We start from the raw sequence: 14,196 nt of genomic DNA, 5'->3' as shown, positions 1-14,196 counted from the left end.
CACTATAAACCTCTATAATACAAACAAATAAAAAGAATACATCACAATGAAATGTCTAAAAAAAGAGCTTAAAATGTCTAAAAATAGACTCCTAATTATACTAATCCCCAACCTAGGCCCTCCAACAAAGAAACGTAATTGATTATCTCCCTTGCTATTTATAAACCCTTTGAAAATAAAGCTCCGGCAAAATTATTTTCACTTTTTGTTCTGTGTCTTCTTCTGTTGTTCGCTGTTTGCGATTTGCGAACAAGAAACAAATCTTCTACAACAACTCCCTCCAGCTTGAGAAACAAACCCATTTCTTGTTTAGCTGAATTTCAATCTTTGAATAAGATCTAAAAAATATTTTCGACTCCAAATTTCAAGCGCATCATCATTGGGTATAAACCGAACAACATCGTCTTTAATATGCTGCACACTAATTCCATTGATCTTTTGTGTAAGTAAATCAAGGACTTCAATTTCAGAAATATCATCTCTATTCCAGTCATTGGTATCTTTTGCACGAAGCAGAAAATGTTTTAAATCCAAAGCAATTCCTTTTTTAATGTACCATTCCAGATCAAACCAATCCCTTCCTTTCACACGGTTTTTCCATTTTCGAAATAATAGGGCATGCATTTTTCCAGCAAAAAGACTTTCTTTTGTAAATGTCTTCACATAAAAAGAGAATGGTCGAAGAAGCAATTTCTCCTCCGTTTCAAATCCGAGAGGTGGCTTTCTGTCGACTTCAATCTTTATTTTCATATTAGGCATCGTTCCGACTCCTAGCTGGGGTGCTATATCTTCCAGCACCAATTCTCTCCAAACGGTATCTGATTTTAAAAATGCAGATTCAACATTAGATTCTATCGATTTATTTTTCTCTTTAATATTTACAGTAATTCCTAAGGCAGCAAATTCTGACTTAATGGACTCGAAATAGGGTTCAAGTGAAAAATCAGCATTTGATTCTAATAACGAAAAATCCAGGTCTTCTGAAAACCGCTCTAACCCATAAAAAACACGAAGTGCAGTCCCTCCATAGAATGCAGCTTTTTCAAAAAAACCAGATCTATTTAACCCCGCTAATGCAATTTCTTGCATTATTTCTCTCATTGCATCAAAAGCTTCCTGATTACTTTGTGGATTGTATTCCTTTAACCAATCTTTTATCATAGTTCGCTAAGCGTCTTTGTTAACATTTTTAAACTAGAAGCTTTGGGAGCAGCTTCAATCCAACTATCGATACCATCAATATCCAAAGCTCTCAATCGATCAATATCAATACGAAGGTCGTCCATAAGAAACGATCGCACCTGAACAATGCTTCGCAGATGTACACCTGAAGTCATCACAATTTTGTCACACAGTGCCTTCTCTGGAGAAGCCATCAAAACGACCTGTCTTGGAGTAAGTTTTATACTTTCAAGGCCAAAAAAGTAATATGGAAGCGATGCTTGTCTGTAGGTAAAACGTCCAACTTTCGTATTAACAGTTTTTGATGCCTTAACAGTAACAGAACTAATTTCATATACGCGTTCAGGAATCAATCCATGGTAAGATAAGGCGGTTTCTAACGAAACATAGCTCGGCCCCCATAAATGGTTTGCTATAAGAAATGCTTCTGGCTTTTTGGTTTTACTCTTCGGACCCGGCACATACAATCCTTTCTTTATAGTCGTCAGTAGACCTTCCTTTACCAATTCCCCTATCTTGTCATTAGGGCGTTTATAATCTTTTAATAATGATAAGATTATTTGTCTAGTAAGGGGCTCCTCAGCATAGTTTTCTACTAATTCACTAAAACTCATATGTAAAAATAACAATAAATAATCGGAAAATATCCGATTTTACTTAAAATATTTTACAAAACCATATTATTACTTCGTTACGTGGATCAAATACATCCCATCGCCTTCTGCTTAACTAAAAAAAACAACGGCCTTGGTTAGTGGCTTCCTAGATAGGATATATAATAAAATGCTAACTATAACCAACATTCTTAAGATTCGGCGGAAGTACCGTACTGACATCTTCGGTATGTGATGCAAAAAATAAAGCGGGCGACTATTGTAAACGGGTAGTATCTGGCAGTGGAGTCGGTAAATTCTCCATAGCCATAGTCTTCTCCTGCTTTTTCAACGAGTTTTAAGAAAGTAAGGTCGTCATTAGGTTTTGCAATGTAGCCGTCTACACTCATTGCAATGAAAAGTGATATTTTTCGCATTTGTTTTAAAAATTAATGTTTCCACAAAGTTAGCTTTCAACGGCAGTTTGCACTTTGGAAAAATGCGACAATTTAAAGTTGCGAGGGCGAAAGTCCTGTATTACGCTTGATTTCATTGGTAAGATGCGAATGGTCATAATAGCCACATTCAAAAGCGATATCTAAAAAACTTCGATTTTCATCTGAATTTTTGATGATATTTAAAGCATTTTGAAAGCGAATGATATTTGAATATTCTTTCGGGGATAGCCCGACAAACTTTTTGAAATTCCGCTCTAATTGCCTTACAGTTGTAAAATTCCGTTTTGACAGTTCATAAATACTGATTTGTCCGTTTGTAGAATGAATATCCTGAATAATCGATTGCAAGGGGTTATTTTTCATTTTTATTCTGTCGGAAAAAAATCGATTAAGATAATCGAATGGGGTGTCAAGGATTTTATCGATATTAAATGAATTGGATTTTTCGAATTCGACGGTATCGTTCGTCAATTCATTTTGTGAAGCATAATGATAGAAATTTGCAAAAGTTGCGGGTTTGAGACAGCATCCAATATGAAAATTGGTATCTGTTCCAGTTCTTCATAGTCATCCACATATTCGTCTACGTCGGCAGTGCTTTTTTCCATAATTTCCTGATAGCTGCTAGTGGATTCTTTAATAAGATCGTCTATCAACTTTTCTTTGTCAATAGGATATTTTATAGACTGCTCGATCACCATTCCATTGTTCACGATGATGGCAAAATTTTTATGAGGCTAAAGAAATCACGACTTTATTTTTTTAAACTTGCCATTGTATTCCAAAATGTACGTTTCGGTTTCAAAAACAGGCACTTCACTCATCCAATTTGAACTTGTTACCATTATTTTGTCTTTTTCTATTTTACTTGTTTTTCCAAATGCCGATTCTGCTATTTCATCATAAGCAATTTCCAGCTTATCGATTATTTTGTTATCCTTGTTTATCGTGATCAATGTGGTGAACAGCTCGTGTTCACCACATTGATAGCTAATCACAACGGAAGTAAAGTTTTCAGAGAGAGGTATTTTGTAGTTGAGTCTGAAATTATTCGCCTCCTTACGTCTGGGGTCAAACTTAATCCGTTTCAGAAAACCATTGTCTCTTATCCCGTATTTTTCAAAATTGTCGAAGCTCGTACTGTCCATTATCGGAAGATCACGTACAGGAAGGCGTGCCAACAAGTCTGTTTCAGAATTGGAAATTCCTTTGTTTGTTTCTGTATAACTACTGTCTTTTGCAATGCCTTCCTGTGTTGGTGGTGTTCCTGTAGTTTTCCTTTCCGTTTTGCTGTCGCAGGAAGGGAAAAGAAATGCTGTTATCAGCATCAATATGGTCAGTTTTTTCATCGTTGTTCTATTTTCAAAACTATTTCTTCTGTTGTTGGATGCGCTTTGTTATCCAGCCAGCTCAAGGTTTTCTTATACAGGATATATTCCGACATCGTTGCCGGCTGTTTAGGCAGCATAGCTTCACCCAAAATGCTTAAAATATATCCCTGGTATTGTATTTCTACTGTATGTCTTCAAACTAATTGGGACAAATACCTAATGAGTGTTTTCGTTTTATAAAACTATTGATTTTTGTTTTAAATATTCTGTTTTTCTGTTAATAATGGCCAGTTTTTTTAGGCGTTCTCTCTGTTTTAATATAAGATCTCCAGGGCCATAGTATACGTCAGCTGGCGTTAGCTTATTTAAGGCCTCATGATAGCGTTGGTGTATTATCCACATCTCCATTTACTTTTATAGGATTGTAAAACATCTTTAAAAGGGGAAGGAAAGGCTGGACGAGCTTGCAGGCCGTAGCCATCCCACACTGGTGCTGAAATGTTTCCAGTACCTAAAATAAGAAATGGTTAGCTGATTCATTACACCTTGATATCGCCAAGAATTTGCGGATGCATAAAAATCCTATCAAAATCCTTTCAGGGCAAAAACAAATAATCTATCCGTCGCAGGAATATTTGAGCTAGCGTGCAGACTGAATAGTTTCAGCGAATTTAAAATCGCATAAGCGAATTGTAAACTGCTATTCGTTTTTGGAAGGATTTGTCCTATTATTGTTCAACAGACAACATGCAAGATTAGGCCTTAGACATCAAGTTCTGAAGAAAAAACATGTTCACGCCTACTCTGGATATAAAACAGCAATATTGTACACATGGCCAAACGAGTCACTGCTTTGAAATGTCCGCAATGTGGAAGCGTCAAAAAACAAGCAATCAAAGAGGATCATTACATTTGTAATAACTGTGATACCGAATATTTTTTGGACAATGATGATATAAATATCAACGTCAATCACAAACATTCTGGAATTGATCGTAGCCCAGCAAAACCAATAGATCCTAAAAAAGCAGCAATCATTGCGATAGGAATTGCAGTGGTTTTCTTTGCCTTTGTAATAAATTTGATGTTTAGCAATGATTCCAATTCGAATGCTACAGCGAATTCTCCAAATTACTCGGATCGTATTTATGACCAAATGGCTTATTCCGACAAGAATGGGAATCCAATTATTCTTTTATCTGTAGAACGTAGCTACCGGGGCGACAGCAACACAGCGGATGAGACGATTCTTGTATTCTACGATCCGATCAATAAAAAGGTCCTTGGCCAACAATCGCCGAGTACGAAGTGGGCGGACTCTCCAACACTTTACTACAGAACATTTTCTGATGGCAAGATCTACTTAATTCCCGATAAAACTTCGCGTTTGTATACCGTAGATACACATGCACATAAATTGGTCGACGTCACTGATCAGATATTCAACCCTGTGCAGGCATTTTCATCTGGCATCGCGACGTTAGATTTCGCAATGAATAACTTTGGAGACTGCCTGCAAGTCATGACCAATGATGGTAAAGAGTTCTACTACTACCCACTGGCAGACAAGGCTTACATTCAAGATGATAGGGAATTTAAGACTGATTCAGAAAAATTGACATCCGTTCCTGTAGGTGCCCAAGAGCAGCCACATTTTATCTTCTCGGAAAAAAGCAGCGAATATGAGGAACCGATACAGCTCATTAAATATTGGATCAAAGAAAAAGATGGTTTCCCTACACGACTCGCTTTTTCTCCCACTTGGGGCTCAACGATGAATGTAGTCAATGGTAAAGCGATACATAGGAAAAAACTATTTCCTGGATATTTAGAGCGGATTACACGTTTTGAAGACATTAGCCCCGAAAGGATGTATTTTGAACCAGAAATCGTATACAACAAGGACAATAAACTATATATCAAAACATTGCCGAATGCAAATCCAGAAAACAAACCCTTATTGCAAAAAATAGACACGGAATCGGGTGAGGTTTTATGGACTTACAAGTTAAGTGACCGCTATGTAAATCTTAACAGAGTAAGTGTATTCCAAAATGGGATAGGATTCTACATTAGCAACACAGGACCAGATCGTAAGGCAATGTATATACTGCTGAGCGACAAAGATGGTCAACCTATGAACGAAGTGGATCTAAATCTAAATTTTTAATAAAAATCTGTTATGGGCATATTTAATTTTTTCAAAAAGCAACTGTCTACCGTAATCGAGTGGAATCCGCAACAATCTGATGTGTTGCTTTGGAAGTACCCTGCGAAGACCGACGAGATAAAAAATGCCAGTAAGCTTATTGTATCTCCCGGTCAGGGATGTATCCTCGTCTACGAAGGAAAAGTGACCGATGTACTGGATCAGGAAGGCACCTATGACATCAAGACGGATAACCTTCCCTTCATCACTTCGTTACTCAAAGTGATGCAGTTCTTTGAGAGTGAGCACAAGGTGGGTCTATTTTATTACCGAAAAGCGGAAGTGTTGAACCAAGGCTGGGGAACATCCTCGCCTATCAAATATGTCGATGCGATCTACAAAATCCCAATCAAATTGAGCGCCTTTGGAAATTTTTCGTACCACCTATCCAATCCACTCCACGTATTTACAACATTGACAGGTAATGTGGATCGTTACACGACAGAAACTTTTAGAGAAGTTCTCCAATCTCGCATTCCGCAACTGCTGATTACGTATTTGGCCAGCAAAAAACTGCCTTACACTGAAATCGATACACAGCTCAATGCAATCACTACCGAGGTACGCGCACAGCTTATCGCTGAATTTGACCAGCTTGGCATTAGGATTACGGACTTTAGACTACAAGGTAATAGTTTTGATGCCGAGACAGAAGAAAGAATCGGCAGAGTGGCCGATATTACGGCCGACAGCATGGCTGCTGCTGAAGGTGGACTCACCTTCGAACAGCTCGAGCGATTACGCGCATTGCGTGACGCCGCCAGAAACGAAAGCGGTCTTGCGGGAGCGGGAGTTGCACTTGGAGCAGGTATGAGCATGGGCAATCTTTTCAGCCAGTCCATCAATGAGATTACCGAGCCTACAAAACGTGTGGATCCAATAGAACAGTTGCAAAAGCTGAAATTGCTCCTAGATGAGCACATTATTACGCAAGAAGAATTTGATAAGAAGAAAAAAGATTATTTGGGCAACATCTAAAACAGGAAATCATGCGGTATTCATTCTTACCAACGCGGTATATGCTGAACCTGTCGATAGACATCTAAATACCCTTGAAATAAATTATACACATATGAAGTATCTTATTGTCGCACTTTTCATTTGCTCACTATTGGGCGTTTGCTTTTTGAGTTTAAACTATTTATGGGCATGGTTTCCAATTGACTATGGAAATGTTGGAAGAATTGTACTTTCGGTGCTGGTACTGCTACTCGCCATCACAGGATTAGCGATGATTTTCAGTGGCGCATTTGCACGGAATCCCAATCATCCAAGCGTCGGAAAAAGGGGATAATAAAGCTGTTCGCTATGGAAATTAGCGATCTCTATTGTTCTTATTTTAGGACAGCGTAACCATACCTATCGATATTAAAATCACGGATGCGTTAAAAGACTAATTTCCCGACAATGATGAATCCGATGATCAAACATTTTTTACCCCGATTCGTAGTTGCGGCAGGTGCGATGTTACTGCTCGTATTGCAACATATGGAAACACAAAATGGAGGCGGAAATAATGGCATGGGCTTAAAAATTGGACTTTATCTTTCATTATTTACTTTGCTATTTGAGGGCATTTTCCTCCTTTGCGAAATGTTGTACCTGCTATATAAATCCCAGTACAAACCAGCACTGATCAATGTAGGATTGCTTTTGGTCGGTCTTTTACTATTTTTATTTTTAGCTCGCCAATAGGTGGGATTTCACTAACCAAAGAGATAAAAATTTGCGAAATAATATAGACTTTAAGAGCAAAACTCTTCACGGATGCATACATATTTTAGAATCAATACTTCTTAACATGACAATCAAACTAAGTTCCTCGACTACGGTAGATGATCTAGCTCAACATTTTCCAAATGCTGTTGCTGCAATGGATGAGTTCGAGGTCCATGATGGTTTCCTTGCTAAAGGAACGGCTGGATTCCTAAAAATTGATTAAGATTTATTCAAAAAAGATTTTATCTTCGATTATACTTAGAATATTACGACAAAATGAAAAATTTTTCAATAATTATGAGCTGTCTTCTGCTGTTTGGGTGCAGCTCAGCAACGGAGGGTGATAAGCAATTGATCGGTACCTGGAAAAGCGTACTTAAGGATTCTGAAACCGGAATGGGAATAGATGAGATTGTATTCGTTTTCACCGAAGACGGCAAACTCATACAGCATATAGGTAAAGGGGAAATGCAGCATATTGTCTCGTCTAACTATACAGTTGAGGGCGACCAAATAATAACGACTGAAGAACAATCCAACGAAAAGACTAGGGGTAATTACGTCGTTGACAAAGACACTTTAACCATCTCTTTCGAAGGACTGAAAAATAAATTTCTCAAAATAGACTAGCTTACTTGTCTTATACCGCGCACAGGAATATAAAAATATTAGCAAAACTGGCATCTTTAAAAGAAAGGTTTTTGTGGAATATTTAAGGAGTAATTTGACGAGGTCCGAATTTAGTACAAAAATGTAAAAGATGATTAAAATAGCTATTATCGAAGATGAACCTGCAGTACGCAAAGAAATCAGCTATCTCGTACAGCAAGAAGAGGATGTGGAGTTGATCGGTTGGAGCGACAATGTTTCTTCTGCCATTCAATTGATTGAACAAAACAAACTTGATATTGTCTTGATGGATATACAACTTCGAGATGGCACTGCTTTCGACATTTTGAACAAGTTGCAGCATATACCGCAAAATATCATCTTTGTCACAGCATACAATCATTTTGCGATCAAAGCGATCAAATATGGCGCATTGGATTATTTACTTAAACCGATTGATCAGATCGAACTGAAGGAGGCAATCGATCGATATCGCCGCCGCCGGGAAAATAATCCGCAGTGGATGCAACAACTCTCTCTGGCAAAGCATAGCATGGGTAGCAATGACATTCCTGAAAGTATTGCGTTACATTCCGTTAATAACATCCGTATCATCGCTGTATCCGACATTATGTACTGTAAGGGAGATGGTCCGTACACCAATTTTTTTTTACAAAATGGCACGAAGGAGTTGGCTTCCAAGCCACTCAAATACTTTGAAGAACTACTGCCAATGCCTTATTTTTTGCGCACGCACCAATCGTATTTGGTTCATAGAAGATATATTTCGGGTGTGCAGCATGCTGAATTTCTAGTTTTGCAAAATAAAGAAGAAATTCCGATCTCTTTGCGCAGAAAAAACTTTATTCTCGAACAACTTTCCCTTTCCAAATAATGCGATATTACTATCCCCGTTTCCTCCTATTAGCGTTGCTATTTCAAGCATGTCAAGAACATGCGCAAAGTGATTTCAATACGTGGACAGCTTGGCGCACACAAATAAAACAACTCGAAAACACAAAGCTAACACCATCCAATCACGACTCTTTGCGCGGTATATGGCATCAGCTCTATGCTAATCCAGCGATACAGACCGATAGTGTTTCCTTTACCAAGGTCAACTATCATTTGGCTAGATTATATGGTATGAAGGGTGAAGACTCTGCTAGTTATTTTGTACAAAAAGCATTGGATTACATCGAACCTACTCAAGGAAATCTGGACGAAAAGGCTTTAGTGTACAATGGTATGGGAAACATTTTGAGCCTACAAGCTAAGCCAAATGAAGCAAGTTATTACTACAATCGCGCCGCAGCAATTGTCCGGTCAGATAGTTTAGTTGATCTCTCGGCAGAGGCCAGATCGGCCATGCTACTTTCCGCAGCACAGAGCAATAGTCGGGTCTATCAATTAACACTCTCCGAAAGAATGATTCGGGAAGCAATGCCAATATGCGACTCGCTGCCAGAAGGACATATCAACCACCAACGGGTCTTGGTACAGATGATCCAAACACTTAGAGCACGTAAACAACCTGCCGATAGCATGGCACCCTACCTGCAAAAACTGGAAGCACTTCATCAGCAAAACCCATTGAGTTATAATCCATCCTTCCTTTATGAATCCAAAGTCTTTTATTTCGAAAAAACGAATAAAACAGATTCATTACTACATTACCAATTGTTGAAGACCCAGTTTGATGAGGGTAGATACGAAGCCGGGCAAGCACAATCTACTGCTATCAATAATTTATTTTTAGATTATTGCAATATCGCGGCCACCTACATTCTTTTAGATCAATTCATTCCAGCAGAAAAATACCTCCAAAAGGCTTCCTCGCTAAAGAAGGAACAAATGGACGCAGTTTTGGGACACAATGACATCTACTACCAGAAAGCCATCGCGTCACTTTACGCTAAAAAAGGCAGAAAGGACGAGGCGGTAGATATACTAGACAATACATTGCAATTGCAGGAAAATATCTACCAAGAACATAATGCGCAGGGTGTAGCCGAGATGAATGCCTTGTATCAATTGCAAGCAAAAGATAGATCTATACAAAACCTCAACGAAAACATTAAAATCAATAGGCTACAATTGCAACAAAATCGCCTCTGGTTAATTATATCGCTCTTGACATTAGGGCTATTGGCACTCGTCATCTTTTTTTTATACTACAGCCTACAACAACGACGAGTGAGTCAAGAAAAGGAAAAAGTAATCCTGCAACAGCAGTTGCTTCGCACACAAATGGAGCCACATTTTATCTTCAATACCTTGTCTGCATTACAAAGTTTTGTGCGTTTGGATCAGAAAGAGCACGCTATCAAATACCTCAACCGTTTCAGTCGGTTGCTACGCAGTAGTCTAGAATTGAGTCGCAAGCAATTGGTGCCTCTGGATGAAGAATTAGAGACTCTGGAAAACTACTTGAGCTTACAGCAAATGCGCTTTGAAAATGCGTTTACCTACGAAATCATCTCTTTAGAAGAACACGACATGACGGCAGTCATGGTTCCGCCGATGTTGATACAGCCCTTCGTCGAAAATTCCATATTGCACGGCATCGATATGGAGACTGGAACTGGCCGTCTGACGATTGAGTTTAACATCGCTTCTGATAGCTTGGAAATAACAATTACCGACAGTGGCAAACATACAATGGAAGGTTCAAGTGTTGGTCACCGGTCATTATCAGGTACTATTAGTCGAGAACGGCTTCATTTACTTGGAAAGAAGGCTAAGCTGCAAACCCTGTACCCTGCTGAAGGAGGTACTATCATTTTGCTTCACATTCCGATTCCAAGTTAAGCTTTTAAAGAGTAGATGTAATGGTGGTAATAGCCCTATCCATCTTAATCTGCTTGATAATACGATAAATACTTCTTCTATACCCCTTAAATAAAAAAATGTAGCAGATCGGTACGAATACCATCTACTACATCTTCTTTATCATATACTTCCTGTAGAAAATATGAATTTTTCTACGTAATTATGCTACGCGTACATTAACTGCGTTAATGCCTTTTTTGCCATTTTCTACGTCGAATGTTACACTATCGTTTTCACGTACGTCATGGATTAAACCTGAGTTATGTACGAAAACATCCTGACCACCATCTACTGGTGTAATAAAACCGAAACCTTTGGTAACGTTAAAGAATTTTACTGTTCCTTCTTGCATTGTGTATTATATTTATTTATAAAAATTATTCATTTTGTTTGGCATAAGCCATTATTGAACTGATGATAACAACAGCGCAATAATAAATCTGATTGTTCGCAAGAAATGATAGTTGTATTTTTTTTGACCTCGAGAATGCTCTAAGCTTAAAATGGTACCTAACCGTTACATTGATAACAAAAATTAGTAACTGAAAAAGCAAAAACTGAGGGATAAGAATGAACTTAACGGTTTCAGAGAAGCGTCGGCAGAACCTGATTATAAAACAAAGATAGAATAATTTCTTTAATATACAAGACTTTTTTGTATTAACTCAATGTGAATCTTCCAAAAGCACTATCCGCGACTACAGTTTCTACTTAGACATACTACGTATGACCCGGACATGAGAACGAAACGCGTCCCAGAATGTCCTGTACTCGTTATATTTTACGTTATATTCTTCACAGTTTTCTTTCACGATTTTGTTCAGTGCGGGATAATGTATATGGCTGATCTTCGGAAAGAGATGGTGTTCGACCTGAAAATTAAGGCCTCCAAGCAGCCATGTTAACATCCAACTTCGGGTGGCAAAGTTCGCAGTAGACTGTAACGGATGAATCATCCACTCGTCTTCTACACTGGTATCTATTGTCTTAAACTCGGTTTCTGTTACCACATGCGCCAGCTGGAATACAGTCGCTAAACATAGTACACAGACAATACTCGCAATCAATAAACCTATCAGGGTAGGCAACCATCCGACATAGATAATGGGAATGACAACAAATAACAGGAAATGAAAAACCTTGCTGAGCCAGAAGATCACTTTTTCCCGTAGCGGAAAATGAAAGCTATCGGAAGTCCTTCCTAACTTTTGCCTAAAGTATTTTTCATAATCCTGGTAAAAGATCCAAGCTAGATACGAAATACTATACAATAGGATGAAATATAGATGCTGATGACGATGGTGTTTCATCAATGCCTGGTCATGGTGAATGCGCATGAACTTAATCTCTATATCGTGATCTTCACCATCTATATTTAGGTATGATGGGCAATATTATGCTTTAGTTTCCAAAAATAGATGTTACCTCCTAATATTTCCTTTTCTGCAGTATAAGCGCGCGAATTAATTATCAGTGAAATTACGCTACCAGTTATTATTTTAATTTTATGGTGCCTGTTCTATATAAATCCAAGGCTTTTTGTAAAATGCTCTCAATTGTTCTGATTGGTATATCTTTATGGGGATTAACCCTGAGAATTTTCATTCGAGAACGACCGCCTTCTTCCAATTCCATATGGTCAAGATATTTTCCTTCTACCATAAGTATATAAGGTTCGTCTGTCTTTTTATCTACCCACAAATAGCAAAACATTTTTTTCTTGTAACAGAAGCAGGGCATACCCCACTTCTGCGTTTCAATAATGTGGACATCCTGTACAAGAATGATGTCCCGTAAGGCAAGCAAGCAACTCTTGTTTGGCTCGTCTTTATTCAGATAATAGTTATGAAGCTGCTCAATCATTTCCTCTATTTTACGGCAATTAAAAAATCTATTTCTGCATCTTTCGGATTTTGTGCTTTTTCACTAAAAACTTCAAAGTCTGTAGTGAATAGTCTGTCTAAATCCATTTCCCAGATCTCTAACCATTTATTAATTATTAAGCCTTGCGTCAAATCTCCTTTAGCTGATAATTTTACATAGTTTCCGCCGATAAACGATTTGCCGACCATTCCCTCAGGTATGGCATCTAAGATTGCTACTTCGCAGCCCAATATTGTGGTATAGGGCTTCGTATGGTCGCTTTCATAGTCGGTATATATCGAATATACGTTATTGTTGAGCTTATTCGGGATGGTTTCCAGAATTTTTTCATTTATAAACTTGTCCCACAAATCTGCAATATCTTTTCCGGCCTGATTGTTTTCGTTTGTGGTTCTTACCGAAATGCCGATTACCTTAAAAGGCTCAACGCTTACTTTTTTCATTTTTAAAATATTTTAGTACAACCACAAAAATAAAATGGGCTTGCGACAGCCCTATGTCAAGGGTTACGTAGAATATTTTTTCTTACAGATTTCAAAATATTCCTGTAAGGTTATTTTATGAGGTTCAAACTGTTCGTTGAGTGTCGTCAGGTGCTGAATTCTATCAAGTCGAAAGGCTCTGAAATCCTGTCGTAATCGGCAAAAGCCAATGAGTAACCAATTTTCTTGTGTGCTGTAAACAGCAAAAGGTTCAATCGTTCGTTCAGTTGTCAGCTCGCTATCAGGCGAATGATATTTTAATTTGACGAGGTGAAAATTTGTCAGGGCTAATTGCAATGTTGATAGATAATTGCTTGTTCGGCAATTGTCTGCATTTTGTCTGAATACGATCCGGTCGGAAAGCAAATTTGCCTTGTCTTTGGTGTTGTTACGTAAAACAGATTTAATCTTATTGATGGCGTCGGAATATTCTTTCACAAGTGAAGCATCTTTGTTTTTAAGTATGAGCTTTTCTGCTGTTACTAACGCATTGGCTCCACTTTCCGTAAACATTACGGGTGAAATCCTATAACCTTCCATCAAGTAATAACCTTTACCGTCTTCTGTCTGTATTGGAACACCCGCTTGTTCCAATGCTCTAATGTCCCTGTAGATTGTTCGTTTACTAATCGAGAACTTTTCAGCTAGTTCGCTAGCAGTCAATAGTCGCTTCGTCTGTAATTGGGTCAAAATTGCAGTTAATCTAGAAAGCCGTTTAGTATCGTTCATTGGGAACTATAATAATTTTTATATTATTTCGTCCAAATTTACGAAATAAAGTGCAGAGGAAATTCCGTTGTACTTGCCCTACAAAAAACACATCCATTTATGTAACATTTCTCGGTTCTCCGTACTAACTATTCAAAAGTAACGATAAATAGATTAAAAGTAATGAAC

General features: G+C 38.1%; 19 protein-coding genes. 8 read left to right on the top strand and 11 right to left on the bottom strand.

What is annotated here, in order from left to right:
- Window positions 1–309: 309 nt before the first annotated feature.
- The 6 genes from FAZ15_RS10005 to FAZ15_RS09980 form a co-directional block, all read right to left on the bottom strand.
- Entirely contained in the window at window positions 310–1,161 is an 852-nt protein-coding gene (locus FAZ15_RS10005) for a nucleotidyl transferase AbiEii/AbiGii toxin family protein (protein ID WP_136901158.1), read from the bottom strand.
- The gene (locus tag FAZ15_RS10000) at window positions 1,158–1,796 is read right to left on the bottom strand and encodes a type IV toxin-antitoxin system AbiEi family antitoxin domain-containing protein (RefSeq protein WP_136901157.1); all 639 of its coding nucleotides are present in this window, start codon (window positions 1,794–1,796) and stop codon (window positions 1,158–1,160) included. Before FAZ15_RS10000 ends, FAZ15_RS10005 begins: the two co-directional genes overlap by 4 nt.
- Before the next feature lie 191 nt (window positions 1,797–1,987).
- Window positions 1,988–2,212: a hypothetical protein gene (locus FAZ15_RS22855; protein WP_238387209.1), complete on the bottom strand. Its 225-nt coding sequence runs from the start codon at window positions 2,210–2,212 to the stop codon at window positions 1,988–1,990.
- Window positions 2,213–2,284: 72 nt separating this feature from the next.
- Window positions 2,285–2,596 carry a helix-turn-helix domain-containing protein gene (locus tag FAZ15_RS22695; protein WP_202912359.1) on the bottom strand — a complete coding sequence of 104 codons (312 nt, stop codon included), beginning with the start codon at window positions 2,594–2,596 and terminating at the stop codon, window positions 2,285–2,287.
- Window positions 2,597–2,700: 104 nt separating this feature from the next.
- A complete protein-coding gene (locus FAZ15_RS09985) occupies window positions 2,701–2,946 on the bottom strand; it encodes a hypothetical protein (RefSeq protein ID WP_136901156.1) in 246 nt (81 codons plus the stop codon).
- 33 nt (window positions 2,947–2,979) lie between these two features.
- The gene (locus tag FAZ15_RS09980; RefSeq protein WP_136901155.1) at window positions 2,980–3,582 is read right to left on the bottom strand and encodes a hypothetical protein; all 603 of its coding nucleotides are present in this window, start codon (window positions 3,580–3,582) and stop codon (window positions 2,980–2,982) included.
- Between the two features lie 814 nt (window positions 3,583–4,396).
- Between FAZ15_RS09980 and FAZ15_RS09975 the strand changes: the two genes are divergently transcribed.
- The 8 genes from FAZ15_RS09975 (at window position 4,397) to FAZ15_RS09945 (ending at window position 10,912) form a co-directional block, all read left to right on the top strand.
- Window positions 4,397–5,734, top strand: a complete 1,338-nt coding sequence (locus FAZ15_RS09975) for a hypothetical protein (protein ID WP_136901154.1) — start codon at window positions 4,397–4,399, stop codon at window positions 5,732–5,734.
- A gap of 12 nt (window positions 5,735–5,746) precedes the next feature.
- Window positions 5,747–6,751, top strand: coding sequence for an SPFH domain-containing protein (locus FAZ15_RS09970; protein ID WP_136901153.1), 1,005 nt, complete (start codon window positions 5,747–5,749; stop codon window positions 6,749–6,751).
- A 94-nt stretch (window positions 6,752–6,845) separates the two neighbouring features.
- A complete protein-coding gene (locus tag FAZ15_RS22475) occupies window positions 6,846–7,067 on the top strand; it encodes a hypothetical protein (protein ID WP_162304915.1) in 222 nt (73 codons plus the stop codon).
- Window positions 7,068–7,180: 113 nt separating this feature from the next.
- Window positions 7,181–7,468 (top strand): hypothetical protein, encoded by a 288-nt coding sequence (locus tag FAZ15_RS09960; RefSeq protein ID WP_136901151.1) that lies wholly within the window; start codon window positions 7,181–7,183, stop codon window positions 7,466–7,468.
- A 106-nt stretch (window positions 7,469–7,574) separates the two neighbouring features.
- Window positions 7,575–7,715: a hypothetical protein gene (locus FAZ15_RS22470; protein WP_162304914.1), complete on the top strand. Its 141-nt coding sequence runs from the start codon at window positions 7,575–7,577 to the stop codon at window positions 7,713–7,715.
- A gap of 53 nt (window positions 7,716–7,768) precedes the next feature.
- Window positions 7,769–8,122 carry a hypothetical protein gene (locus FAZ15_RS09955; RefSeq protein ID WP_136901150.1) on the top strand — a complete coding sequence of 118 codons (354 nt, stop codon included), beginning with the start codon at window positions 7,769–7,771 and terminating at the stop codon, window positions 8,120–8,122.
- A gap of 130 nt (window positions 8,123–8,252) precedes the next feature.
- On the top strand, window positions 8,253–8,996 hold the full coding sequence (locus tag FAZ15_RS09950) for a LytR/AlgR family response regulator transcription factor (protein ID WP_136901149.1): 744 nt from the start codon (window positions 8,253–8,255) through the stop codon (window positions 8,994–8,996).
- The gene (locus FAZ15_RS09945; protein WP_136901148.1) at window positions 8,996–10,912 is read left to right on the top strand and encodes a histidine kinase; all 1,917 of its coding nucleotides are present in this window, start codon (window positions 8,996–8,998) and stop codon (window positions 10,910–10,912) included. The genes FAZ15_RS09950 and FAZ15_RS09945 overlap by 1 nt, the downstream gene beginning before the upstream one ends.
- Window positions 10,913–11,093: 181 nt before the next feature.
- On the opposite strand, the gene FAZ15_RS09940 is transcribed toward FAZ15_RS09945, so the two are convergent.
- From FAZ15_RS09940 to FAZ15_RS09920, 5 genes are all read right to left on the bottom strand, one after another.
- Window positions 11,094–11,285, bottom strand: a complete 192-nt coding sequence (locus tag FAZ15_RS09940; RefSeq protein ID WP_136822129.1) for a cold-shock protein — start codon at window positions 11,283–11,285, stop codon at window positions 11,094–11,096.
- A gap of 355 nt (window positions 11,286–11,640) precedes the next feature.
- Window positions 11,641–12,306 (bottom strand): fatty acid desaturase family protein, encoded by a 666-nt coding sequence (locus FAZ15_RS09935; protein WP_262709292.1) that lies wholly within the window; start codon window positions 12,304–12,306, stop codon window positions 11,641–11,643.
- 121 nt (window positions 12,307–12,427) lie between these two features.
- A complete protein-coding gene (locus FAZ15_RS09930) occupies window positions 12,428–12,796 on the bottom strand; it encodes a DUF1801 domain-containing protein (RefSeq protein WP_238387208.1) in 369 nt (122 codons plus the stop codon).
- A gap of 5 nt (window positions 12,797–12,801) precedes the next feature.
- Window positions 12,802–13,260, bottom strand: coding sequence for a GyrI-like domain-containing protein (locus FAZ15_RS09925; RefSeq protein ID WP_136901146.1), 459 nt, complete (start codon window positions 13,258–13,260; stop codon window positions 12,802–12,804).
- A 63-nt stretch (window positions 13,261–13,323) separates the two neighbouring features.
- Complete coding sequence (locus tag FAZ15_RS09920) at window positions 13,324–14,028, bottom strand: helix-turn-helix transcriptional regulator (RefSeq protein WP_136901145.1); 705 nt, start codon at window positions 14,026–14,028, stop codon at window positions 13,324–13,326.
- Between the last annotated feature and the right edge of the window lie 168 nt (window positions 14,029–14,196).

This window comes from Sphingobacterium olei (genome assembly GCF_005048855.1).
Classification (GTDB): Bacteria; Bacteroidota; Bacteroidia; order Sphingobacteriales; family Sphingobacteriaceae; genus Sphingobacterium; species Sphingobacterium olei.
This window is presented reverse-complemented; position numbering and strand designations above follow the sequence as displayed.

Bases quoted from the DNA above. Each gene is read 5' to 3' on its own strand.
- FAZ15_RS22475 (WP_162304915.1), top strand. From the start codon at position 6,846: ATGAAGTATCTTATTGTCGCACTTTTCATTTGCTCACTATTGGGCGTT.
- FAZ15_RS09980 (WP_136901155.1), bottom strand. From the start codon at position 3,582: ATGAAAAAACTGACCATATTGATGCTGATAACAGCATTTCTTTTCCCT.
- FAZ15_RS10005 (WP_136901158.1), bottom strand. From the start codon at position 1,161: ATGATAAAAGATTGGTTAAAGGAATACAATCCACAAAGTAATCAGGAA.
- FAZ15_RS09940 (WP_136822129.1), bottom strand. From the start codon at position 11,285: ATGCAAGAAGGAACAGTAAAATTCTTTAACGTTACCAAAGGTTTCGGT.
- FAZ15_RS09925 (WP_136901146.1), bottom strand. From the start codon at position 13,260: ATGAAAAAAGTAAGCGTTGAGCCTTTTAAGGTAATCGGCATTTCGGTA.
- FAZ15_RS09920 (WP_136901145.1), bottom strand. From the start codon at position 14,028: ATGAACGATACTAAACGGCTTTCTAGATTAACTGCAATTTTGACCCAA.
- FAZ15_RS09945 (WP_136901148.1), top strand. From the start codon at position 8,996: ATGCGATATTACTATCCCCGTTTCCTCCTATTAGCGTTGCTATTTCAA.
- FAZ15_RS22695 (WP_202912359.1), bottom strand. From the start codon at position 2,596: ATGAAAAATAACCCCTTGCAATCGATTATTCAGGATATTCATTCTACA.
- FAZ15_RS09955 (WP_136901150.1), top strand. From the start codon at position 7,769: ATGAAAAATTTTTCAATAATTATGAGCTGTCTTCTGCTGTTTGGGTGC.
- FAZ15_RS09975 (WP_136901154.1), top strand. From the start codon at position 4,397: ATGGCCAAACGAGTCACTGCTTTGAAATGTCCGCAATGTGGAAGCGTC.
- FAZ15_RS22470 (WP_162304914.1), top strand. From the start codon at position 7,575: ATGACAATCAAACTAAGTTCCTCGACTACGGTAGATGATCTAGCTCAA.
- FAZ15_RS09960 (WP_136901151.1), top strand. From the start codon at position 7,181: ATGATGAATCCGATGATCAAACATTTTTTACCCCGATTCGTAGTTGCG.
- FAZ15_RS10000 (WP_136901157.1), bottom strand. From the start codon at position 1,796: ATGAGTTTTAGTGAATTAGTAGAAAACTATGCTGAGGAGCCCCTTACT.
- FAZ15_RS09950 (WP_136901149.1), top strand. From the start codon at position 8,253: ATGATTAAAATAGCTATTATCGAAGATGAACCTGCAGTACGCAAAGAA.
- FAZ15_RS09930 (WP_238387208.1), bottom strand. From the start codon at position 12,796: ATGATTGAGCAGCTTCATAACTATTATCTGAATAAAGACGAGCCAAAC.
- FAZ15_RS09970 (WP_136901153.1), top strand. From the start codon at position 5,747: ATGGGCATATTTAATTTTTTCAAAAAGCAACTGTCTACCGTAATCGAG.
- FAZ15_RS22855 (WP_238387209.1), bottom strand. From the start codon at position 2,212: ATGCGAAAAATATCACTTTTCATTGCAATGAGTGTAGACGGCTACATT.